Genomic DNA, 20,794 nt, shown 5'->3' with positions numbered 1-20,794 from the left:
AGGGCATTACCCGTCGCTCCGATTTAAGACTTGCTAAGTAGCCTGCGCACCGCTAACTACTCGACCCACCCCGAGTCGAACCGGCCAACCGCGGCGAGGTTGCCCACTGGTGACACCCAATTCATCGAGGTATATATTGTTTGTGGCGGTCCCCCACGGTTGAACGTCCCAGCCCAATGGCGTTTGAGAAGTCTTAAGTCTACCCGCAGGAAACGGATGAATGCGTTCGAAGGCCCGGATGGTGTAGTGGCCCATCATACAACCCTGTCACGGTTGTGACGCGGGTTCAAATCCCGCTCCGGGCGCTTTCTCTGATTCCAATTCGTGAGCAACCAGCTTGCTGTGGTGCGAACAATCGGAAACCACCTCTGTGGGAGCAACCGGAGTCGGTTGTGGATAACCTACGAGAGACTGTAATTACGGCACCCTAGCCGCCGTCATAGACGGTTTATGCCACTCGCCGCGGAAGAAAAGAACAAGATGCGCCGCGAGAAAGGAACCAATACGAAAGACAGGGGCGCGAAACAGAAGCCTGAGCTATTCAGCGGTTGATATCATATGGCTACAGCGTCTCGATTCCCTTCGGAGACAACGACAAATATGACCTCGTAGTAGACGACGGGAACACCTTGTATCGGGTTCAATGCAAGACAGGATAGTCAAACAAGGAAAACACGATGGGGTTCGATACACACTCTCAGACGACGAAGGAGGGTAACTATCACGAAGAAATAGATGCGTTTCTCGTACGCTATCCAGAAAATGGGACGTTCTATTGGGTCGGTATCGGTGAAGCCACCAGCCAAAAGATGGAGTTGCGTTTCGACTCGAAGATAAACCATCCCTCAATAAACTAGGCTAGCGACTACGAGTTCGATGGGAAAATTCCGTGAGTGCGATCCCCTTCGCCAACCCCTACCAAGCGGCGGGGGAATCGACACCCATTAATAAGGCCGGGCAGAAGAAAGAGATGCGTTCGAAAGCCCGGATGGTGTAGTGGCCCATCATACAACCCTGTCACGGTTGTGACGCGGGTTCAAATCCCGCTCCGGGCGTACTTTTCCGCGAACTACACTGCGAGCAGGCTTGCCTGCGAGCATGTCTGAGTCCGGTTCAAATTCCGAAAGACGCTCGGCGTTCGCAGACCTGCGGTCTGCTCACTCCCGCTCCGGGCGCTTTCTGCTGACGCGAACTCACGAGCGAGACGTTTCCACCTACAATTCTACCAAAAAGAGCGGCAAACACGTCGGAGTCGAACGACAGTCGTTCGCGGACTCAGTTGCGGCGGCGGAACGTCGCTCCCAGAACGTTCAGTTCGCTACTGAACACTTGGGCGGACGCCGAGAGTCGGTATCGCTGGTCACGCTGTAGGTTTCGTCGCGTGAACAGAAACGTCGAAATCGCCGCGCGTGGATTCCCCATCTCGTATCGAATGACGTATCCGTTGTAGTCGTCTGGCTGGCTGATTTCCGGAACCGTGTTCCCACCCGGGAGACGGAGCAGTCGAACCGTCGTCGCTGCCGGGAGTTCGTCCTCGACTCGGAAGTTCGTCGCAGGGTGGTACTCGTAGGCGTACACTAACGCTTGTTGAGCGTTCTGTGCGGCCCCAATGTCTGTGCTCGAAGCCCCGAGAGCGAGTCCACCGGCCGCGAGTGCACCTGTCTTCAGGAACGAACGGCGCGAGTCCCCCGCTCGCGTGTCGTCGGTTTCGGCCGTCGATCGGTCGCTATCCGTCGGGTCGGTCGTGTCGGTTGTCGTCATCACTGGCCCCCTCCGCACGTGAATACATACGTCCCACAACAATAACACTAAGCTAACCATAACGTTACCGCGTTATACGGAAGTGATTCTTCGGTTCGTACGTCTGTGAGAGCGCGAAGTGAGCTAGATAATAGCACACCTTGACCCGTCCAGCACTTCAAGTTTAAATACGGTCAGAGCGCCGTTCCAACCGTTCCCCGAATCCCGTTCTCAGAGTTGGGCAACGGCACTAGCTCCCAGCACGACACCCACGAGTGCCCCGAACAGATTCACTGCGGCGTTGCCGACTGCGGCCCGTTTCTCGCCGCGCTCGTACAACTGAACCGTCTCGACGGCGAAGCTCGAAAACGTGGTGAAAGCCCCACAGAAGCCCGTGCCGAACGTCGTCAACAGTGTGGCACCATCGGCGAATCCCACGGTGAGCGCACCGAGCGCGAAGCTTCCGAGGACGTTCACTACGAGTACGTCCCGACGTTCTCCGGGCAGCCACTCGCCGACTGCGTAGCGCGAGAGTGCGCCGAGAACACCACCAACACCGACGAACACGAACGGGTTCATCTGTTGGCCCTCCGAACTGCCGCGCGACCAGCGAGGACAGCCGCGAATCCGAGGACGTAGTTCGCGGCGACGTTCGCGACTGCCATCGTCGGGGAGAGTGCGACAGTCTGGACCGCGAACGTGCTGTAGGTGGTGAACGACGACAGAAAGCCAGTTCCGAGAACGAGGCGCGTCTTCTCGCTGAGCAGGCCGAGCAAGCGGGCTTCGTACAACAGGACGCCGAGCACGAAACTCCCGACGACGTTGACCGCGAGCGTCCCCCACGGGAAGCCACCAGGGAGAACGACTGCGACCCCGTAGCGAGAAATCGCTCCGGCGAATCCACCGACGGCGACGAGCAGTCCCGGTTCGAGTCGGGAGAGAAGCGTCGAATCGCCCGTCGAATGCGCGTCCGTCTCGGCCATCGTTGCTGTCGAATGGGAGTCGAGCCTCCGAGATACGGCTTTCGAAGTGGCTCTGTAGCAGAACGACGCGAGACTGTGACGACGACGCTACGGCAGCGACAACGGTGCTACGACAGTTCGGCGGCGCGCCTGCCCGCGCCGCCGTGTGGCGTCTCGCGCTCTCGGATTCGGAGCGCGTGAGTACTCTCGGTCGCGTCGTCAACCACCACGACCTCGCCCGGCCTCTCGGGGAGTCGGGTGTCGAGCGGCTCCGCCACGTAGGTCGGTCGCGCTTCGGCGAGCGCGTCCAAGTCAACTCGCGACGTGAGTCGGTGCGCGACGAGCAGGTCGGCCTGCGAGATAGCAACCTCGGGAAGAGCACTCGGTCGCTGTGTGGCGGCAACGAAGCTAACGCCGGGTTGCCGGCCGCGAGTGAGGACTGTTCGGAGTGCCGTCTCCGCGACACCGCCGAAGAAGGTGTGGGCTTCGTCCAACAGAAGCCACGGGAGTCGCTCCGGAGTCTGGCGAACGCAGTGCTGATAGAGTCCGCGCGCGACGGCAGACACCACTGCGTTTGCTGGCGCACGGTCGAAGCCAGAGAGGTCGAGAACGCTTCCCGAACGAGTCAGGAGGTCGGTCGGGGTCACTCCGTTCGAGTCGAAGACACCCCACGAGGCGGCCAGTTCGAGGTGGTTGTCGGCCGCACGGGTAATCTCGGACGGCGCGTCGATTTCGGCGACGAATTCGCGCATCCCTGCGAGCGTCTGGCGTTTCGCCGCCGCACGCCAGACGACTGTTCCACTCGGGGAGTCTGGGTCGAGGCCAAGCAAGTCACACCACGTGCGCGGTGCGAGCGAGTCAGGCACGACGCGCGGGCACGAGACGAGTTCGATTCCATCGAGGTCGGCGAGCGACTCGAAGACGCCCATCGGGTCGGCGACGACTGGCGCGACACCACTCGCCTGCACGAGTTCCTCGGCCAGCACACCGAGCGTGTAGGACTTACCGTACCCACGCTTGCCGACCAGCAGTCCAGCGTGTGGACGGTTCAAGTCGAGATGAACCGTCGCACCGGGACTCCCATCGCGAGCACGATACGAACCGAGGTGTGCGGTTTGCTTGTCGGAGTCGTCAGTTGTTCGCCCGAGGACGTGAAACACGCCACAGAGTGGTCCCGCCATCGTACTTCAATCTCCGGCCGTTCGCTCCGGTGGGCGAATCGTTAACACGTCATCGGCGCAACGAGACGTATGGCCTGCCCCTATCTGGAGTATCGCCAGCAGTTCGGAGAGCGGGAGTTCGCCGAGGAGCGCGCGTTCTGCACGGCCGCCGAGGAGTTCGTCCAGCCGATGCGCGCGGACATCTGCAACGACCGGTACGACCTCGACCACGAGCGCCACTGCGAAATCTACCGAGAACACGCAGACGGAGCGGAGTCCGGAGGCGACTCGTGAGCTACGAACAGTTTCTCGCGGGCGAACCTCTCATCGTCACTGCGGCGCTGACCGGCGGCGTCCACGGCAAGGAAGCGAACCCGAACCTCCCGGAGACGCCCGAGGAAATCGGTCGTGCCGCGGCCGAGGCAGAGCAAGCGGGGGCGTCGGTCGTGCATCTGCACGCACGCAAGCCCAACGGCGAGCGCACCTTCGCCACCGAGCGATTTCAGGAGATAGACGACGCCGTCAGGCGATACGCCGACGACGTGATACTTCAGCACTCGACGGGCGGCACGGGCGCACCCGACGAAAACCGACACCTGCCGCTTCGAACCGACCCGCCACCGGAGATGGCGAGTCTCGACATGGGACCGCTGAATCGCTACGACCACCTCACCAGCGAGAACACGCGCGGGTTGGTCGATTCGCTTCACGAGGAGATGGTCGAACGGGGCATCAAACCCGAGTTAGAGGTGTTCAACGACGGGCATCTGAACGAGGTCCACGGTCTCCTAGAACGCCGCGACCTCGCCGATCCAATCTATGCGACGCTCATCTTCGGACCGGGGACGCTGACCCGACCCCGACCCCAGAACTTCCTAAACGCCATCCAGAATTTGCCGGAGGGCGCGCAGTTCAACACCCTCGGCTTCGGCCGCCATCAACTCCCGTTCGCCACGATGGGTATCCTCTTCGGCGGCCACGTCCGCGTCGGGTTGGAGGACAACGTCTACTACGAGCGCGGAGAGTTGGCGACTAGTAACGCGCAACTGGTCGAGCGCGTCGTTCGAGTTGCGGAGGAACTCGGGCGGGAAGTTGCGACTCCGGCGCAGACCCGCGATATTCTGGGGTTGTAGTAAGGGAGCTTCGACGACGACCGTCCTGACGTTTATATTCGAAGAAGGGACCAACCCTTCTCATGCCGCCACTCTGGAACCGCTTCAAATCCGATTCTCGCGCCATCGAAGGCCTGCCCATCAGACTCGTCATCGCGCTCGTCGTCGGCGTCGCCAGCCTCTCGGTAATGATGAACATGCTCTCTGGCGTCAGCGGTCTCACCGTCACGGAACTCGACGCGAAGCCCACTCCCGACGTGATTTCGCCCGGTCACCAGTCCATCGAAATCGCGGTTCTCGACCCAGATGGGAGTCCGGTCTCTGATGCGACTGTCGTCGTGAAAAGTGGCACCGCCAGAATCGACGGCGTGGAGACTGCGACGACGGGGACAGATGGGAAAGCAACCATCTCAGTTTCGTCTTCGCTTGGAGCGAATCAACAGGAAGGAACGCTCGAGGTTTCCATCAAACCGCCCGCTGGGAGCGAGTACGCCGACGAGCGAGAAAACACGGCGATACTCGTCATTCGGGGGTAATCGTCCCAATCGACTCAGTTCAATCGGCTCAGTTCAGTCGTCCCAGTCAATCCACTCGTGTTCCCAGCCGTGCCGTCGCTCGGCGTCGCGGGCGGCGCGTTCGCGGTCCTCCCGAACCTGTCGATTGCGCTCGATGGAACCGGCTTGCTCGCCATCTACCAAGAGCGGCGCGAACGCGACGGTACCGCTCGGTCGGCCCTCGATTGGGTCGCCAGCGAGCATCGCGTCTGCCTCCGCGCCGTCGATGGCGGTCAGCGTCTGCTCGCGCGCTCCCAGCGGGATGACCAGGCGGCCGTCGTCAGCCAGTTGGTCGAGCAGTGCGCGCGGCGGTTCGACCGCGGCGGCTTCCACGAGAATCTTGTCGAACGGCGCGTACTCCGGAAGCCCCTCCGCACCGTCGCGGCAGTCCACGAAGACGCCCTCGTAGCCCGCAGAGGAGAGGTTCTCGCGGGCGTCGTAGACGACCGGTCGAGTGATGTCCACCGCGTGGACGTTCTGGTCGCCGACGATTTCGGCGAGGAGGGCGGCAGTGTAGCCGACGCCCGCGCCGACGACCAACACCGAGTCGTCTGGGTCCGTGTCGAGGGTTTCGAGCAGTCGAGCGACGGTGCCAGGTGCGAGAACTCGCGTGCCGCGGTGTTCGAACGACTGGTGAGTGTAGGCGTGTTTCTCTTCGTCTACGAACGTCTCACGGGGCACGGTTCGCATCGCAGTGCTGACGCTGTCGCTCCGCACGAGTCCCTTCGACTCGTGTGCCAAACTATCGACCATGTCGTCGCGCAGCACCGCAGGGTCCATGTTGCAATCGTCGGGCCGAACCCACTTCAATCGCGCGGCGCGATGCCGGTGAGGGCTTGGAGGTTCGTCCCGGGAACGTCCTTGACTTCGAAAGCTTCCAAGCCAGCCGCGTCGAACCAGTCGGCGAACTGCGACTCGGTGTAAGTGTCCCCGCGCTCGGTCTGGGCGAGCATGTGCGCACCGAACAGTGCGGCGTCGTCGGCGTGACCTCGCACCTTGTCGGTGAGGACTACCGCACCACCGGGTTCCAGCGCGTCTGCGGCGTTGGCGAGCAGTTGTTTGTTCTCCCCCGGACCGAGACCATGAGCGAGGCGCGAGCAGAAGACGATGTCGAAGCCGGTGGGAAGCGAGTCGGTCACGTCTCCTTCCACGAGTTCGATTGGCTCGTGTTCGAGGAATCGTCGGTCGATGTCGATTACCTCCGGTCGGTCGAGCAGGGTCACGTCGAACCCCCGCCGGACGAACTCCTTGGCGAAGCGACCAGGACCGCCGCCCGCGTCGAGGACGCGCTCGGCGTCCGGGTTCCGGTGGACTGCTTCGGTGACGCTCGCCCGAACGGTGGCCTCGTCAACGTCGTACATCGCGCCCACGAAGTTGGCTGTCCAGTCGTCGGAGGTCGCGGATTCGTCGGGGTCGTCGGATTTTTCGGGTAGTTCGCCAGTCTGCATCGTCTCCGGCAGGTCGAACCAGCGGTCGAGGCAATCCAATTGGTGTGGAATACTCCCGATAGAGCGAACGTCGGTCTTGGCGACGAAGCCGAGCGCTTTGTTCGTGGTTTCGTAGCTCCCGCCGACTTCTTTCAGATACCCCTGTTCGGCCATCGCTTCGAGGGTGATGCGAGCGGCGCGCTCGGTGACGCCAGCCTCCTCGGCGACACCGTCGGGCGTTCCGGCGTGGAACGTCACGGCCTCCAAGACGCCCGACTCGCGGGCCGCCCAGAGCAGGAGTAGTTCCCGGTAGTCCATGAAGAGAAAAGCGAGCGCAGGGCGCTTAATCGTCCTGCATCCGGACGAATCTGACCGGTCCCTTCGTCTCCCTGTCGAGACCACCATCGGCACGCTTGCGGGCGTAGACGAGACGCTGAGTCGTCGTGCCGATAGGTGCGAGCAGTTCGCCTTCCGGGCGGACCTGCTCGACGACTTTCTGGGGAAACTCCGGCGCGGCGCAGGTCAAATACGCGGCGTCGTACGGCGCGTGTTCCGACCAGCCGTCGTTGCCGTCGCCGACGCGAATCGAGATGTCCTCGTACCCGAGTCGTTCGAGTCGCTCTCGGGTCTGCGTGGCAAGGGTGTCGTGGTACTCGACGCTGTAGACGTTCGCCGCGCCGACTACTTCGGCAGTGACGGCCGCGTGGTAGCCACAGCCAGTGCCGATTTCGAGTACTTCGTCGCCGGAATCGAGCGCGAGCATCTCGACCATCATCGCCACCATGTGCGGCGCGCTGATGGTCTGGTCGCGCCCGATTGGGAGCGGGCGGTCCTCGTATGCTTTGCTTCGCCGACTGGTGGGCACGAACTCGTGGCGCGGCACCGCGCGCAGGGCGTCGAGCGTCGAGTCGCGTTCGATGTCCTCGCGGCGTGCGAGTCGCTCGACCATGCGGTCTCTGGCGCGCTCGAAATCGTCGTCTGTGTCCCCTCCCCCAAACATATCTCAGTTCGATTCCTCGCTACTTACTTAGTTGCTCGGGTCACCACGCAGACCACGCCGAGGAGGTCTCGTCGTCGCCGTAGACGCGCTTTACGTCCTTGGCGATGGCGGTGTCGCCCTCCTCGCTCAGCGGGTTGAAGTGGTACCCCTCCGCGTCGTCGCGGATGGCGATGGACTTCACCTTGAATTCCTCGTTGGCGAACTCCTCGCTCTCGCCGACCTCGAACTCGTAGTCGCCCGGCACGTCGATTTTGACGCTCGTCGAGTCGTCGTGGCTCCCGTCGTCGGGATTGATGGTGACGTTCACCCGGACGTTGTCCACGGCGCGGGTCCAAAACGTCTCCACGTCCTCAACTTTCGCCTCGTCGGTGCGCTTCTCCTCGCTGAGTTGCAAGTCGGTGATTCGCACGACCATGATGGCCTCCTCCGTTTCGAGGATGAACTCCTCGCCGACGGCGACTGTTTCTTTTGGGGGTGCATCGACGGTGGCCGAGAAGGACTCGCCGTCCTGTGAGACGACGACGTCGCGCTCGACTTCCTCGTCGGTCTCGGGCGTTACCTTGTGGACGTGACTACACTCCGTACAGCGCACGGTCGCTTTGCCGCCACCCATCGTCAGCACCTCGTGGACGGTCTCCACGTCGGGCGAACACGACGGGCAGGCGACTGGGACTCGCTCTGCAGTTTCGGTCATTGAAAGTTGATATGGGGTGGAAGGGTAAAAACGCGTGGAGTTTGGCTAAGGGTGAGAGTGAGTGCGGTTGTGGTGCTGTGCGGTCTTCTCGGTATCGGAGTAGCTAGTCACTGCTCTCTTCGCCATCTTTCTACCATTCCTGAAAACCCGCGTACCAACTACTCCTCAGGGTCGAAGTACAACTCGTAATGCTCAGCACACCCCGGATTGAACGCCGCGCCACACTCCGGACACGAGTGCGAACCCTCCACGAACTCCCGCGCTGTCAACTCCGCACCGCAGACACCACACAGTACGACCGACTCCACACCATCGACCGAAAATCGCTCCGCAGAATGCCCCGCTAACTCCTCGTGACACCGAAAACAGGGCCAATACGTCTCACAGCACACGAACTTCAGCGCCACCACATCGCGCTCCGAATCGTAGTGCGCACACCGCGTTTCGGAGTCCACATCGACCCCACGAACCTCGATTCCCGCCACCTCCCGTTTCATAGTTAGACTTGCGGCAGTTCGACCTCTTCGCCATCCGCGTACACGGTCGGCTCTCGAAGAATCCCGTCGAGGTGAATCGGTGCGTCGGTGTCGCCGCCGATGCCCGCGTCGTCGCCGATGGCGATGTGGACCGTGCCGCCCGCCTTCTCGTCCAGCAGGACCGACCCGACGAGTTCCGTGACCGCGACGTTCGTGCCGATTCCCAGTTCAGCAAGATTGTACGCCGCGTCGCCGACCTGCTCGCTGGCGACTTCGACGTCCGCGCGGATGTCGTCGTCCGAGATGCTGGTGACGTAGCCATCCTCGACTTCGAATTCGAGGGCGCTGTCGTCTGCGAGCAGTCCGTGTGGCATCATCGTGCCGTCCACGACGTAGGTGCCGTTCGCGTCCTCGGGAGAGACGAACACCTCGCCCGCAGGCAGATTCGAGAAATCGCCGTCCTCGTGGACGATGCCCGTGTCGTCGTGCCACTCACGACTGCCGGGTTCGAAGGTGATGTCCGTGCCCTGTGGCGACGTGACCCGAATCTCGTCGGCCCCTTCGACCTGCGCTAGCACGTCTTGGCAGTGCTGGTAGATGGCGTCGTAGTCGGCGTCCAAGCCAGTGGTGAAGACCTCCTCAGTGATGCCGGGCAGGGTCGCACCGCGCGCTCCGGCCTCGTTGGCGTTGCCCCGGGCGCGAGTGTGACTCAGGCTCTTCGTCGTGGGTGCCAAAAATACGTCCGCGCCAGCCATCGCGGCGGCGACCGGTTTCGGTGGTTCCGCGCCGTGAGACTCGCCCGGTGGGTATCGAATGACCGTCGCGTCGTCCGTGACCTCGCTGGCGACCTGATACAGCGCCTCACCGATTGGCTGGCGCTTGTCGTCGGTGACGATGCAACAGGATTCGTCCGCTCCCAGCGCGAGACACTGCTCGATTGCGGTCTCCGCCGCGTCTCTCAGACTCATGTTCTGGCGGTGGTTCGGGGCAAGGTTAGGTCTTGTCTTCGCGGCCTCTGTGTGGAATTTCTTCGGCACAACCCGCGTGTTCCGTGGTATCTTCACTCAGTCCCGCAATCGACTTCGACTTACTCGGCCGAGAGTTACTTTCCGCGAAGGAGGCCCGAAACCATTATGCGAGCGGTCGTACCAGTATCAGGTACATGCTACGGGTCGGAATCAACGGATACGGAACCATCGGTAAGCGCGTCGCGGACGCCGTGCAGGCACAACCTGACATGGAACTCGTCGGCGTCGCCAAGACGCGCCCCAACTTCGAAGCCGAGCGCGCCGTTGCGAACGACTACCCCCTCTACGCCGCCATCGAGGACCGCGCGGACCAGTTCGACGACGCGGGCATCGAAATCGCGGGCATGGTCGAGGAACTCGTCGAAGAGAGCGACGTAATCGTGGACGCCTGTCCGTCGGGCATCGGCGAGCAGAACAGCGAGATGTACGACGAGTACGATACGCCCGCGCTGTATCAGGGCGGCGAGTCGGCGGACTTCGTAGACGCGAGTTTCAACGCTCGCGCCAACTACAGCGACTCTATCGACGCCGACCACGTGCGGGTCGTCTCCTGCAACACGACCGGTCTCTCTCGACTCACCGCGCCGCTCCGCGAGGAGTACGGCATCGAGAAAGTCCGCGCGACGCTCGTCCGGCGCGGCGGCGACCCCGCCCAGACCGGCCGCGGCCCCATCAACGACATCGTTCCGGACCCGGTGACGCTCCCGAGCCACCACGGACCGGACGTGAAGACCATCTTCCCCGACCTCGACATCGACACGCTCGGGCTGAAGGTGCCCGCCACGTTGATGCATATGCACAGCCTGAACGTCACGCTCGAAACCGAGGCCGAAGCCGAAGACGTTCGTGACCTGCTCGAAGACGAGTCTCGCCTGTTCGTCTTGCCAGACCACTACGACATCGACGGCGCTGGCAAACTCAAAGAGTACGCTCAAGACGTTGGTCGCCCGCGCGGCGACATCTGGGAGAACTGCATCTGGGGCGAGTCCATCACTACCGAAGGTAAGGACCTCTACCTCTTCCAAGCCATCCACCAAGAGAGCGACGTGATTCCGGAGAACATCGACGCGATTCGCGCTGTGACGAACAGCGCCGACGCCGAGGAGAGTATCGAGACTACCAACGACTCGCTCGGAATGGGACTGTAAGCGAGCGCAACCGTCTCTAAGCGACCGTCGTCCTTTCTTTCACGCAATCACATAACGCCGTTATCGGTCGAGAGATCGCGCAAAACCACCGTGAGACCACCGCTGTCCAAAACCTTTTGCCGACCTACCGCCTAACTCCGCACATGCGAAGAGACGACCGCGACGACCCCTTCGACGACCTCTTCCGGGAAATCGAGCGGATGATGAACGAGATGATGGGTGGCGACGTAGACATGCGCGTCGAACACGAGGGCGGCCCCGCAGGCTTCGGTGCGGAGACCCACGTCGATATTCACGAAGAAGACGACCAAGTGCGCGTCATCGCCGACCTGCCCGGCGTCGAGAAGGACGACATCGACCTCAAGTGCGACGGGAAAACGCTGACCATCAGCGCCGCGAGTGACCACCGCGAGTACGACGAACGCGTGCGCCTGCCTGCCCGAGTAGACGAGCACTCCGCGTCGGCGACGTACAACAACGGCGTCCTCGAAGTGAGCTTCGACAAGACAGACGACTCCGCAGACATCGACGTAGAGTAAGTCGTTCGCGTAGGTCCGCGTTTCGGGTCGTCAGAGCCGATTGGCTGTTCGTAGTTTCCTTTTCCAGACGAAGGTTGAAATAGCGAGCCGCGGCCAACTCTCGTCGGACGTTTAGGGTCGGCGAGGCAGTCGAGAGCGTGCCGACCACCAGTCCGACTAACCCGAAAGGGCTGAGCCTACATCCGCTATCGAGTGTCGAGAAGCTATCACACCTGCTCGCGAATCAGGTCGGCCAGTCGGTCGTAAAATCCGTCGTCGTACTTCGTCGCGGCGTCGATGGTCGGGCGAGCGTTGGTCTCGTTGACGACTGCGCGGCCGTCCGAGACCAAAATATCGACTCCCAGAAACGGCACGTCGAGCGCTGCGGCAGTCCGTTCAGCGAGAGTCCGAAGTTCGTCGGGCAAGTCCACACTCGACGCTTCTGCGCCGCGGTGAACGTTGTGCTTCCAGTGGCCAGACGCTCGTACGTCGTCGGGGAGGCGGCGTTCGACGCCGCCGACGCAGTCGCCGTCCACGACCATCGCGCGGTAGTCGGTCGCGTCCGGGAGGTACTCCTGAACTAAAAACGACTTGTCGCCGGTCGCGCGGTAGTCGTGGACCAAGTCGAGGTAGTCGGTGATACCGAGAAACGAATCTGCATCGCCGACTTTCGCCACGCCGACGCCGCGCGTGGTCGAGTTCGGCTTGACGACGACTGGGCCGTCGAACCGCTCGAACGCCGCCAGTACGTCCACCTCGTCGGCAGGGTTCGAGACCAGCACGGTTTCGGGAACTGGCATGTCCGCCTGCTCCAGCGTGGCAATCACACCGGCCTTATTTCGAGAAGTGAGGACGGCATCACGGTCGTTGACCCACGGCACGTCGAGCATCGCGTCTACGACACCGCCTTCCATCGCCCGCGAGGGGTAGACGAAGCCCACGTCGAACTCCTCAGGGGACCACGGCGGGTCCGACAGTGGCAACACTCGGCCTTCGCTCGGGACGTGTTCGGCGCGGATACCGCGCTCGGCGAGCGGGTCGGCCATCCGCTCGAAGGTCTCCTCTCGGTAGGCGACCGCGAGGTGTAGCATACGCGCTGGGACGGAGCGAGCGGGCTAAAAAGGTATGTTTCTACTCTCCGGTAATCTCCACGAGTCGGCCGTCGGGGTCCCGGAAGTACGCCGACCGACCCCAGTCGTAGTCGGCGGGTTCGCGGTACACCTCCAAGTCCTTCCCCGAGTTAGAGAGACGAGAGAACGCATCGTCTACGTTCTCGACGGCGAACGCGTAGTGGTCTTCACAGGGCAGGTCGCCCGCTTCCGGTTCGTACGTCTCGTGAATCAGCACCTCGACGCCTTCGACGTCGAACAGCGCCATCGACTCCTTCTCGAAGACGGGGTCGCCGACGAAGCGTTCGTAGAACGCCTTCGTCTCTGGCACGTCGTCGGTGAAGATGGCGACCTCGCGTAACTCCATACCACCTTCCTATCACAAATCGGTAAATTTGTTTCGGTGAGGATGACGACTGTCTGACGCGCTCCGAGCAAGTGAGCAGGGAGTTTCGCGCTCGGCCGGTCAGCCGAGCGGCGGTCAGTCGCAAGTGACTCTCAGAGGAGCGAAATCTGCGCGCGCCGCGCGCAGATTTCGCTCGTCGCTTTTTTGGTCCAGATTTTTTGCCGGAGCGGTGGCAGAGGCGCGGAGCGCCTCGTTGCCACCCGACGACAAAAAAGGTGGTCGTGTGAAAAAGGTGGAAACTGGTGGTCGCGTCCTAACGGACGAGCAGGTCCTCGCCACGCTCGACGGTGATGCGGCACGGCGGGGAGATCTTGTTGTAGGCGCGGCGGAACGCGTCCTTGACCACGGGCGCGTCCTCTGGCTGGCACCACGCGGTGAAGATGCGGTCGTTGCGCGGGATTCGTGCGGCCGTGCCGACGACCTTCCCGAACGCCTGGCGCATCCCGTCGGAGACACGGTCTGCACCCGCACCGGTCGCCTGCTTGTTCTCCCGGATGACGTGGTGGGGGAACTTGCGGAGAATCATCTTGTAGTTCTCCGGGCCGAGTTCCTTCAGCAGGTGGCGGTTGGCCGACAGGCGCGAGGCTTCGAGCGCGCCGTGGCGGAGTTGGCACTCCTCTTCGGTGCTGAGGCTAATCTGGACGGGGTAGTCGTCCTCGGCGGTTTCGAGGTTCCCCATCTTGTGCTGTGCGATCTTCGAACCGGGGATACCGGTGATGTACTCTCGTCGCGTGTACGCAGGCTTACTGATTTCCCGGTACATCGAGGCGGGTTTGTCCGACATGGTTATTACTGGATTCTGAAGGTCAGGCCGCGGATAAACCCTTCGAAGCGAGCGCAGGAGTGGCGTTCTCTCACGCACTCGCCGCGTCGTCGAACGGCGGGGTGAAATCAGGCGTCCTCGGCGTCGGTCTCGACTGGGTTCTCGACGTACTCGAATCGGCCGCCGTCGGCCCGAACTGCTTCGCGTTCGACCGTCTGGTCTACGTCCACGTCGAACTCGTCCAGCAGGTCTCGGAGGCGGTCTGCACGGTCGGCGACCGACTCGATGTCCTCGGCCACGTCGGCCAACGCGGTGGTCTGCTGTTCGGCCGCGCTGGCGGCGTCGTCCGCGCCAGCGGCCGCCTGCTCGCTGAGCGACGCCACGTCTTCGACCATAGCGACGGTCTCTTCTGTCGAGTCGGCCTGCGTGTCCGTCGCGTCGCGTATCTCCTGCAAGCCGTCGTTCGTCTGCTCGACAGCACCGACGATGTCGTCCAGCGAGTCAAGTGCCGTCTCGACCGTTTCCGCGCCGTCGGCGACTTCCGTCTGGGCGTTTCGGATGTCTTCGACGGTCGTCTCGGTCTGCTCGCGCACGCGCTCGATGGAGTCTTCGATTTCGTCGGTCGCCTCTTGGGTCTGTTCGGCGAGTGCTTTGACCTCCTGTGCGACCACTCCGAACCCTTCGCCGCCCGACCCCTCGCTGGTGGCGCGCGCCGCCTCGATGGACGCGTTGAGTGCGAGGACGTGTGTCTGGTCGGCGATATCCGTGATGAGGCCGACGACGCGCTCGATGTCGGCTATCTCGGCGTCCAGTCGCTCGACCGATTCGACGGTCGATTCCACGTCGCTCTCGATGCGGTCGAGTTCGGCGAGTGCTTGGGTCGCCGACTCGCGGCCGTCTTCGCCGGTCTCGACCGCCGCGTCGGCCTGCCGAGCCACCTCGTCTGTCGCGGCCGAAATCTCTTGGACCGTCGCAGAGAGGTCGTTTAGCTCGGCGACTGCCGACTGGAGGCGGCGGTCTTGGGCGTCGGCGCTCTCCGAGATTTCGTGGACGGACTCGCTGACCTGTCCGGCCGCACCGCGAACCTCCCCGGCGTTGTCGGTCGCGCGCTCGCCAGCGGCGGCCACGTCGTCGCTGAACGTGCGGACTCTGAGGATGGTCTGTTCCCACTCGTCGAGCATCTCGTTGAACGCGCGGGCGATTTCGGCCATCGCCTCGCTCCGGGCGTCTTCGTCCATCCGGCGCGTCAAGTCGCCCTCGGCGCAGTCTTCCATCACGTCGCGGTAGGCGTCGGCCTTCGCTTCGAGGTGGTCGTTGAGGTCGGCCGCGCGACGTTTCGCTTCCTCGGCCTCTCGACGCTCGCGCTCGGCTTCAGTCTGAGCTTTTTCGGCCTCTGATTGGGCCTTTTCAGCCGTCTCTCGGGCGTCTTCGGCGGCTCCAATCTGTTCGCGTATCGACGCGCGCATGCCGTCGAACGCGGCGTAGAGTTGCCCGAGTTCGTCTTCCCGACTCGTCTCTAAGTCCACGTCGAGGTCGCCGCTCTCCATCGCGTCGGCCTTCCCGGCGAGTCGCCGGAGCGCCCGGGCAATTCGACGACCGAACAGCGTCGAGACGACGCCGAGGACGACGACGGCCGTGAGAACCGTCGTGAGGAGACTCGTGCCCACGGCGTCGCGCATGGCGTAGGCGCTCGACTTCGGTGCGTAGGTGACCGTGACCCAGTTCGTGCCCTCGACCGGCGCGTAGGCGGCAACTGTCTCCTCACCCGAGACGAACCCGGTGTTGCGGCCGTCCGCGCCGTCTTCGACTGGCACTGACTGGTCGATAACATTGCCGTCGGTACCACCGCTGGCGAGTATCGTCTCGCCGTCTTGGTTCAACACCTTCGTATAGCCGCCATCGACGGTCTGGTGGAGACTGCCCGCCCGCTCTGCGAGCGTGGCAGTGACGACGACTGCGTACTGGTCGTTGCCGGGTACTGCCGTGACGAACGCGACGACTCTGTCGTCGCTCGCAACGCTTTCGTAGGGAGAAGAGACGAGAACGTTGCTCGTGTCGCCGAGCCAGTAGCCCAGCGAGTCGTCGGCCCACGAGACGTTTGCCGACCGGAGGTCGGTGCCTGCGGTTCCGTTCGCCGAACTCGCCACGACGGTCCCCGATTCGATGTCCACGAAGTGCATGGCGACGACTTCGTCGGGATACGTCGCCATCTTCGAGTCGAGATACGCGCCGACCTCGCTGTCGTTGGTCGTCTGAAACGGTTCTGCGTCGGAGAGGGTTCGGGTCTGTAACCGCATGTTCGAAATCCACTCCTGCAAGCCGTCGGCCTGCAACTCGGCCGTCGAGACGAGTTGCTCGCGGACCTGATTCTCGACGGTGTCTTTCGCCGAGACGTAGTTGTACGCCCCGACGCTCCCCGTCACGACCATGATGAGGAGGACGACAGCGAAGAACTTCGCCGCGAACCGCGTCCGAACGGCGTCCGGCAGCAAGTCGGCCGCCTCGACCGACTGGATTCGTTCCCTGATGCGACTCATTGACACAGCCGATACAGTCTCGGATGTTAAAATTACCCCATGATGACTAAACAGACATTTGATACTATTTGGCGACGTTCGAAGACTCGGGAGACAGTCGAAATCGAGAGAGGCAGTCGAGAAGCCGAGGGAAACAATCGAGAAATCGAACCGCCGCTTCAGTTCTCGGGTTGCAACAGTATCGAGACGTTTCTCGACGTTCCAGAGATGACGAGTCGGTCGCTCTCCGAGAGGTTGAGTGCGACCTGGTCGCTAGACGGTCGGTCGCCGACGCTGGCACGCACGTCTCGCTGGCCGTCGGCCGTCTCGGCGACGTAGAGGTACGCCGTCTCGCCTGCGCTCAGTTTCGAGAGTTGTGCACCATCGACGACGCTATCGGTCGCCATCGACAATCGAGTGCCGTCTTCGACTGCTGGGCCGCCAGTGTGTTCGATGGCGACGGCACCGTCCTCGGTGATGGTCGCGTTCAACTGCGGGATACTGCTGGCCCAGTCGGGGCGCTCGACGCTCGCCGACCCGAGGTCGCTGAGGTCGTAGCCGACTTCGTTCGTCCGCGATTCGGCGTCTACCGTCTCGGTGACAGTCGCCTCGAACTCGTGGACGACGCCGTCCGAGTCCACGAGTACTCGCGCTTCGAACGCATCGACGGAGACGTTCGACTCCTCGCCCGCGAGTTGGTCGACCGCACTCCGGTTGATTCCTGTCGCGGTGAGTTCGACCAGTTTCGTCCCGTCGCGGGTGACGACGTCCGTAGTCTCGTACTCGCCGACTCGCAAGTACGTCACGAGAACTGCTCGCGTCAGGTCAGCGTAGGTGTCGAAACCGAGTGCAGACTCGTACTCGCCCTGGACGAGTCGATAGCCCCGCTCGCCGTCGGCCGTCTGAACCATCGAGGTTCGGGACCCCTGCGTCCAACTGCGGGTGGTCGTGTTAGCGGAGTTGGCGACGAGGAGCGTCGCGTCCAGCCCTCGCGCCGCGCGGATACGCGAACTGTACTCCGAGGAGTTCGACTCGAAGGCGAAGCGGTACGACCGGTCGGCGAGCGAGCGGTTGTGCGCCGTCACGAGCGCCGATGCGTTTTCGAGTCCGTTCGCCGTGACCCCCGCCGGGAGCGCCATCTGGGAGGCGTCGCTTTCTTGGGCCGTCGTCGTCGGATTTATCTCACCGACAGTGGTCGCGGTCGTGGTTGCGTCGGGACTCTGGTCGCTCGTGCCGGAGCAACCGGCCACGACGAGCAGTACCGCGACGGCGACTGCGGCGAGACTCCGTCTCTGAATCATGTAGTCGGCCTTCTCGGTCACCGCTCTTATAACGTCTGATTAGGTGTCGAAAATCGACCGCAGAGACGAGGGTAGCGTGGAGACGGCGAAAGCGAGGGGAACCGACACCGAACGAGAGAGAACTTACACCGAGAGCGGAATCCGCGCCCAGACGCGCTCGGGAAGCCACTCGACCAGTCGCTCGCCGAAGGTGACGAGGCGCTTCCGGAGGACGGCGTAGACGACCGACACCCCCAGAAGCACCAGCACGAATGCCTGTAGCGGCCGAGCGTACAGCACGCCCGGCACGGCCAGCACAGCCGCGAGCAGGAGGTCCTCGGGCGCGCCGTCGTAGGGGACCCAGCGGCGCGGCGCGACCCAGCGACCGTTGAAGTGGTCGTAGACCGCCCTGTCGGAGGTTCCCTGCCACGGACGAAGTTCGAGTCCGCCGCCGAGTGCGTCACTGGCCGCGTGGGCAGCCGCCGCGAGCAGGAACGCCGTGACGGCGATAGTTACCGCGCTCGGAGCGACAATCGCTCCAACGAGCGCGACGCTGGCCGCTATCGAGAAGTACACCGGGAAGTGGAGCGTCTTGCGGTGGTCCCACGGCATGTCGAAGTCGGGGAACAACCCGCCGAAGGCACCCGCCGCGATGGCGACCGTCGCGTACTCCGGCGCGACGAGGAGCGCGACCGCTCCCAGAAGCATCCCGAACAGCGCGTGGGTCGTTGCCATCATGTGGAAACGAATGTACGCACGTGAGCTATAAACGCCTGTCGAGTTTGCGAGATATTCACAAACACCGAGGTGGCTACACCGATTCTAAGGGGCCTGCCGTCTCGTCCGGCGCGAACGCGACGAGCGTCAACGCCGCGAGGAGCGCCCCCTCCACGAACCCGGCCGCGTGCGCGAACACGTCGATGAACGAGCCATCGACGAGCAACTCCGCCGGGAAGAGCCCGTACACCGACCAGACGAGCAGCGAGAAGACGAGTCCGACCAGAATCAGGTCCAAGCCGACCTGCTGGAAGTGCTCGTCCGAGAGCGTCCGACCGCGGCCACGCGAGACGACACCGACGACCGAGAGCGCGAGACCGAGGACGACTGCGCCCGCTTCGAGCGGTGCCACGACGTCGGCGTAAATCCAGAGCAGTTCGCCGAGCAACAGCAGGACGGCGAACTGGCCGACGAAGAAGGCAGTCGCCCGCGAGTACGTCACCCGGAGTTGGACCACGAGCGCGACCAAGAGGAAGCCAGCGAAGCCCGCGACGACGCCGGAGAAGCCACGCGAAACCGGTTCTGCACCGGGGTACCGCGAGGCGAGGATGGCGTAGCTGGTGAGGTTCACCGCGACGGGAAGCACGATGAGAAAGACGGCGAACGTCCGAAGGAACCAGCGGCGTCGGTGGGTGTGCAAACAGACGAAGTACGTGACGATTGCGAGCGAGAGGAAGCCGCCGACGTTGTTCAGCAGGTGCGCCTCGCCCGCGTGGACGTACGCGGCGGTGAGCAGGGTCACGGGTGCGAACGCCGCGTGGTCGAACGCCAGACGGTCCTGTATCGCCGACGGGACGGCCAAGTAGACCACGACGAGCAAGACGCAGACTGCGGCCACGAGCGTGAGGTCCACAGCGAGCGCCCTGCGCGACTGGTCGAACGACTCCATCTGGTTGGTAGTTCGGCGGGAACCCTCTAAAGAGTCGCCCCCGAAACGAGGTGCCCGGTGAAACTCTCAACCAGAAACGCCCGGCCGACCGACCACCGAGAACACCCGGCCGACCATCCACACGGGCGGGGGCTTTCGAAGAGGCAGACGTCGCTCTGTTAACTCCGAAAGCCTGCGTATGGGATTTCCAAATAGAGACGCCAACGTGGCAAGAACTCGAAGGCACTGACTCTACTACCCTGAACACCACAGAAGGAACTCCTGATTGCCGTCGCCCGAACGCCTATTGAGCCAGCGAATGCAGAAATGGTATGGTCGAAAACCAGAGTGACACCTTCGAAGTCGGCGGCGAGCTGACGGTCAATCGACTCGGGTACGGCGCGATGCGACTGACCGGCGAGGACATCATCGGCCCGCCCGACGACGAAGCGGTCGCTCACGACGTGCTCCGCCGAGCGGTCGAGTTGGGCGTCGATTTCATCGACACGGCCGACTCCTACGGGCCGGGGGTCAGCGAGCGACTCATCGGCGAGGCGCTCGACCCCGAAGAGGCAGTCGTGGCGACGAAGGCCGGACTGCTCCGCAACGCGAGCGGCGACTGGATTCCCCACGGCGGCTCGGACTACGTCCGAAATCAGGTCCTCTGTAGCATCGACCGACTCGGCGTCGAGAGCATCGACCTCTATCAACTCCACACGCCCGACGTAGACGCCCCCTTCGAGGACGTGCTACAAACGTTCGGCGAGTTGCAGGACGACGGTCTCGTAGACCACGTCGGCGTGAGCAACGTCAGCGTCGAGCAACTGGACCAAGCCCGAGACGTGGTGGACGTGGCGACGGTACAGAACAACTACAACGTCGGCAACCGCGAACACGAAGACGTGCTGGAAGCCTGTGAAGACGCCGGAATCGGATTCATGGCGTACTTCCCAATCGGCGGCGGCGAACTCGACAAGGCAGACGTGCTGGAAGACGTTGCGGCGAACCACGACGCGACTGTTCGACAGGTCGCGCTGGCGTGGGTGCTCCAACACTCGCCCGTAACGCTCCCGATTCCGGGCACGTCGAGTGTCGAGCATCTGGAGGAGAACATCGCGGCGTCGGCCATCGAGTTGTCAAGTGAGGAGATGAAGCGGTTGGGTGAGCGAAGCGACTGAGTCGGTGAATAGAACTGGTCGAATCCCACCGGGTCGGCGTCGTCACTGGGACGAGATAGAAATACGGAAAAGTCGTCG

Annotated in this window: 23 protein-coding genes, 2 tRNA genes and 1 pseudogene; 9 read left to right on the top strand and 17 right to left on the bottom strand. The window is 63.0% G+C overall.

What is annotated here, in order from left to right; all coding sequences use genetic code 11:
• The first annotated feature begins 232 nt into the window (after positions 1 to 232).
• The 3 genes and pseudogenes from F7R90_RS00575 (at position 233) to F7R90_RS00565 (ending at position 1,055) form a co-directional block, all read left to right on the top strand.
• A tRNA-Asp gene (locus tag F7R90_RS00575) sits at positions 233 to 305 on the top strand.
• 246 nt (positions 306 to 551) lie between these two features.
• Positions 552 to 857: pseudogene (locus F7R90_RS00570) on the top strand (group I intron-associated PD-(D/E)XK endonuclease).
• A 125-nt stretch (positions 858 to 982) separates the two neighbouring features.
• A tRNA-Asp gene (locus tag F7R90_RS00565) sits at positions 983 to 1,055 on the top strand.
• Between the two features lie 220 nt (positions 1,056 to 1,275).
• Here the strand turns inward: F7R90_RS00565 and F7R90_RS00560 are convergent.
• From F7R90_RS00560 to F7R90_RS00545, 4 genes are all read right to left on the bottom strand, one after another.
• Positions 1,276 to 1,761 carry a twin-arginine translocation signal domain-containing protein gene (locus F7R90_RS00560; RefSeq protein ID WP_225741221.1) on the bottom strand — a complete coding sequence of 162 codons (486 nt, stop codon included), beginning with the start codon at positions 1,759 to 1,761 and terminating at the stop codon, positions 1,276 to 1,278.
• A gap of 210 nt (positions 1,762 to 1,971) precedes the next feature.
• Positions 1,972 to 2,319 (bottom strand): fluoride efflux transporter FluC, encoded by a 348-nt coding sequence (locus F7R90_RS00555; protein ID WP_158055353.1) that lies wholly within the window; start codon positions 2,317 to 2,319, stop codon positions 1,972 to 1,974.
• Positions 2,316 to 2,723 (bottom strand): fluoride efflux transporter CrcB, encoded by a 408-nt coding sequence (gene crcB / locus F7R90_RS00550; protein ID WP_158055352.1) that lies wholly within the window; start codon positions 2,721 to 2,723, stop codon positions 2,316 to 2,318. Before crcB ends, F7R90_RS00555 begins: the two co-directional genes overlap by 4 nt.
• Before the next feature lie 107 nt (positions 2,724 to 2,830).
• Positions 2,831 to 3,862, bottom strand: coding sequence for an ATP-binding protein (locus tag F7R90_RS00545; RefSeq protein ID WP_394352023.1), 1,032 nt, complete (start codon positions 3,860 to 3,862; stop codon positions 2,831 to 2,833).
• A gap of 90 nt (positions 3,863 to 3,952) precedes the next feature.
• Here F7R90_RS00545 and F7R90_RS00540 point away from each other — a divergent pair, with 90 nt between their 5' ends.
• The 3 genes from F7R90_RS00540 to F7R90_RS00530 all read left to right on the top strand — a co-directional run bounded on the left by F7R90_RS00540 (position 3,953) and on the right by F7R90_RS00530 (position 5,510).
• The gene (locus F7R90_RS00540) at positions 3,953 to 4,156 is read left to right on the top strand and encodes a hypothetical protein (protein ID WP_158055350.1); all 204 of its coding nucleotides are present in this window, start codon (positions 3,953 to 3,955) and stop codon (positions 4,154 to 4,156) included.
• The gene (locus F7R90_RS00535; RefSeq protein WP_158055349.1) at positions 4,153 to 4,995 is read left to right on the top strand and encodes a BKACE family enzyme; all 843 of its coding nucleotides are present in this window, start codon (positions 4,153 to 4,155) and stop codon (positions 4,993 to 4,995) included. The genes F7R90_RS00540 and F7R90_RS00535 overlap by 4 nt, the downstream gene beginning before the upstream one ends.
• A 62-nt stretch (positions 4,996 to 5,057) precedes the next feature.
• On the top strand, positions 5,058 to 5,510 hold the full coding sequence (locus F7R90_RS00530; RefSeq protein ID WP_158055348.1) for a DUF7382 domain-containing protein: 453 nt from the start codon (positions 5,058 to 5,060) through the stop codon (positions 5,508 to 5,510).
• 33 nt (positions 5,511 to 5,543) lie between these two features.
• On the opposite strand, the gene F7R90_RS00525 is transcribed toward F7R90_RS00530, so the two are convergent.
• The 6 genes from F7R90_RS00525 to F7R90_RS00500 form a co-directional block, all read right to left on the bottom strand.
• A complete protein-coding gene (locus F7R90_RS00525; protein ID WP_158055347.1) occupies positions 5,544 to 6,308 on the bottom strand; it encodes a protein-L-isoaspartate O-methyltransferase family protein in 765 nt (254 codons plus the stop codon).
• A 26-nt stretch (positions 6,309 to 6,334) separates the two neighbouring features.
• Entirely contained in the window at positions 6,335 to 7,273 is a 939-nt protein-coding gene (locus tag F7R90_RS00520) for a class I SAM-dependent methyltransferase (RefSeq protein ID WP_158055346.1), read from the bottom strand.
• Positions 7,274 to 7,298: 25 nt separating this feature from the next.
• Positions 7,299 to 7,955, bottom strand: a complete 657-nt coding sequence (locus F7R90_RS00515; protein WP_158055345.1) for a protein-L-isoaspartate(D-aspartate) O-methyltransferase — start codon at positions 7,953 to 7,955, stop codon at positions 7,299 to 7,301.
• Between the two features lie 40 nt (positions 7,956 to 7,995).
• A complete protein-coding gene (locus F7R90_RS00510) occupies positions 7,996 to 8,649 on the bottom strand; it encodes an HVO_0476 family zinc finger protein (RefSeq protein WP_158055344.1) in 654 nt (217 codons plus the stop codon).
• A gap of 158 nt (positions 8,650 to 8,807) precedes the next feature.
• Positions 8,808 to 9,146: a CHY zinc finger protein gene (locus F7R90_RS00505; protein ID WP_158055343.1), complete on the bottom strand. Its 339-nt coding sequence runs from the start codon at positions 9,144 to 9,146 to the stop codon at positions 8,808 to 8,810.
• Between the two features lie 2 nt (positions 9,147 to 9,148).
• Positions 9,149 to 10,093: an aminopeptidase gene (locus tag F7R90_RS00500; RefSeq protein WP_158055342.1), complete on the bottom strand. Its 945-nt coding sequence runs from the start codon at positions 10,091 to 10,093 to the stop codon at positions 9,149 to 9,151.
• Positions 10,094 to 10,287: 194 nt separating this feature from the next.
• On the opposite strand from F7R90_RS00500, the gene F7R90_RS00495 reads away from it, so the two are divergent.
• Both F7R90_RS00495 and F7R90_RS00490 read left to right on the top strand, forming a co-directional pair.
• On the top strand, positions 10,288 to 11,301 hold the full coding sequence (locus tag F7R90_RS00495) for a type II glyceraldehyde-3-phosphate dehydrogenase (RefSeq protein ID WP_158055341.1): 1,014 nt from the start codon (positions 10,288 to 10,290) through the stop codon (positions 11,299 to 11,301).
• 143 nt (positions 11,302 to 11,444) lie between these two features.
• Positions 11,445 to 11,840 carry an Hsp20/alpha crystallin family protein gene (locus F7R90_RS00490; RefSeq protein WP_158055340.1) on the top strand — a complete coding sequence of 132 codons (396 nt, stop codon included), beginning with the start codon at positions 11,445 to 11,447 and terminating at the stop codon, positions 11,838 to 11,840.
• Positions 11,841 to 12,046: 206 nt separating this feature from the next.
• Here F7R90_RS00490 and F7R90_RS00485 read toward each other — a convergent pair whose 3' ends face one another.
• The 7 genes from F7R90_RS00485 to F7R90_RS00455 form a co-directional block, all read right to left on the bottom strand.
• Entirely contained in the window at positions 12,047 to 12,910 is an 864-nt protein-coding gene (locus F7R90_RS00485) for an ATP-grasp domain-containing protein (RefSeq protein ID WP_158055339.1), read from the bottom strand.
• 40 nt (positions 12,911 to 12,950) lie between these two features.
• Positions 12,951 to 13,295 carry a VOC family protein gene (locus F7R90_RS00480; RefSeq protein WP_158055338.1) on the bottom strand — a complete coding sequence of 115 codons (345 nt, stop codon included), beginning with the start codon at positions 13,293 to 13,295 and terminating at the stop codon, positions 12,951 to 12,953.
• A 292-nt stretch (positions 13,296 to 13,587) separates the two neighbouring features.
• The gene (locus tag F7R90_RS00475) at positions 13,588 to 14,118 is read right to left on the bottom strand and encodes a 50S ribosomal protein L16 (protein ID WP_158055337.1); all 531 of its coding nucleotides are present in this window, start codon (positions 14,116 to 14,118) and stop codon (positions 13,588 to 13,590) included.
• A gap of 107 nt (positions 14,119 to 14,225) precedes the next feature.
• On the bottom strand, positions 14,226 to 16,634 hold the full coding sequence (locus F7R90_RS00470) for a methyl-accepting chemotaxis protein (protein ID WP_158055336.1): 2,409 nt from the start codon (positions 16,632 to 16,634) through the stop codon (positions 14,226 to 14,228).
• A 158-nt stretch (positions 16,635 to 16,792) separates the two neighbouring features.
• Complete coding sequence (locus F7R90_RS00465; RefSeq protein WP_158055335.1) at positions 16,793 to 17,935, bottom strand: DUF7537 family lipoprotein; 1,143 nt, start codon at positions 17,933 to 17,935, stop codon at positions 16,793 to 16,795.
• Between the two features lie 102 nt (positions 17,936 to 18,037).
• Complete coding sequence (locus tag F7R90_RS00460) at positions 18,038 to 18,631, bottom strand: metal-dependent hydrolase (protein ID WP_225741220.1); 594 nt, start codon at positions 18,629 to 18,631, stop codon at positions 18,038 to 18,040.
• A 73-nt stretch (positions 18,632 to 18,704) separates the two neighbouring features.
• Positions 18,705 to 19,559: a hypothetical protein gene (locus F7R90_RS00455; protein WP_158055334.1), complete on the bottom strand. Its 855-nt coding sequence runs from the start codon at positions 19,557 to 19,559 to the stop codon at positions 18,705 to 18,707.
• A gap of 311 nt (positions 19,560 to 19,870) precedes the next feature.
• Between F7R90_RS00455 and F7R90_RS00450 the strand changes: the two genes are divergently transcribed.
• Positions 19,871 to 20,716: an aldo/keto reductase gene (locus tag F7R90_RS00450; protein WP_158055333.1), complete on the top strand. Its 846-nt coding sequence runs from the start codon at positions 19,871 to 19,873 to the stop codon at positions 20,714 to 20,716.
• Positions 20,717 to 20,794 lie beyond the last annotated feature (78 nt).

This window comes from Halorussus halophilus, from assembly GCF_008831545.1.
Taxonomy (GTDB): domain Archaea; phylum Halobacteriota; class Halobacteria; order Halobacteriales; family Haladaptataceae; genus Halorussus; species Halorussus halophilus.
This window is presented reverse-complemented; position numbering and strand designations above follow the sequence as displayed.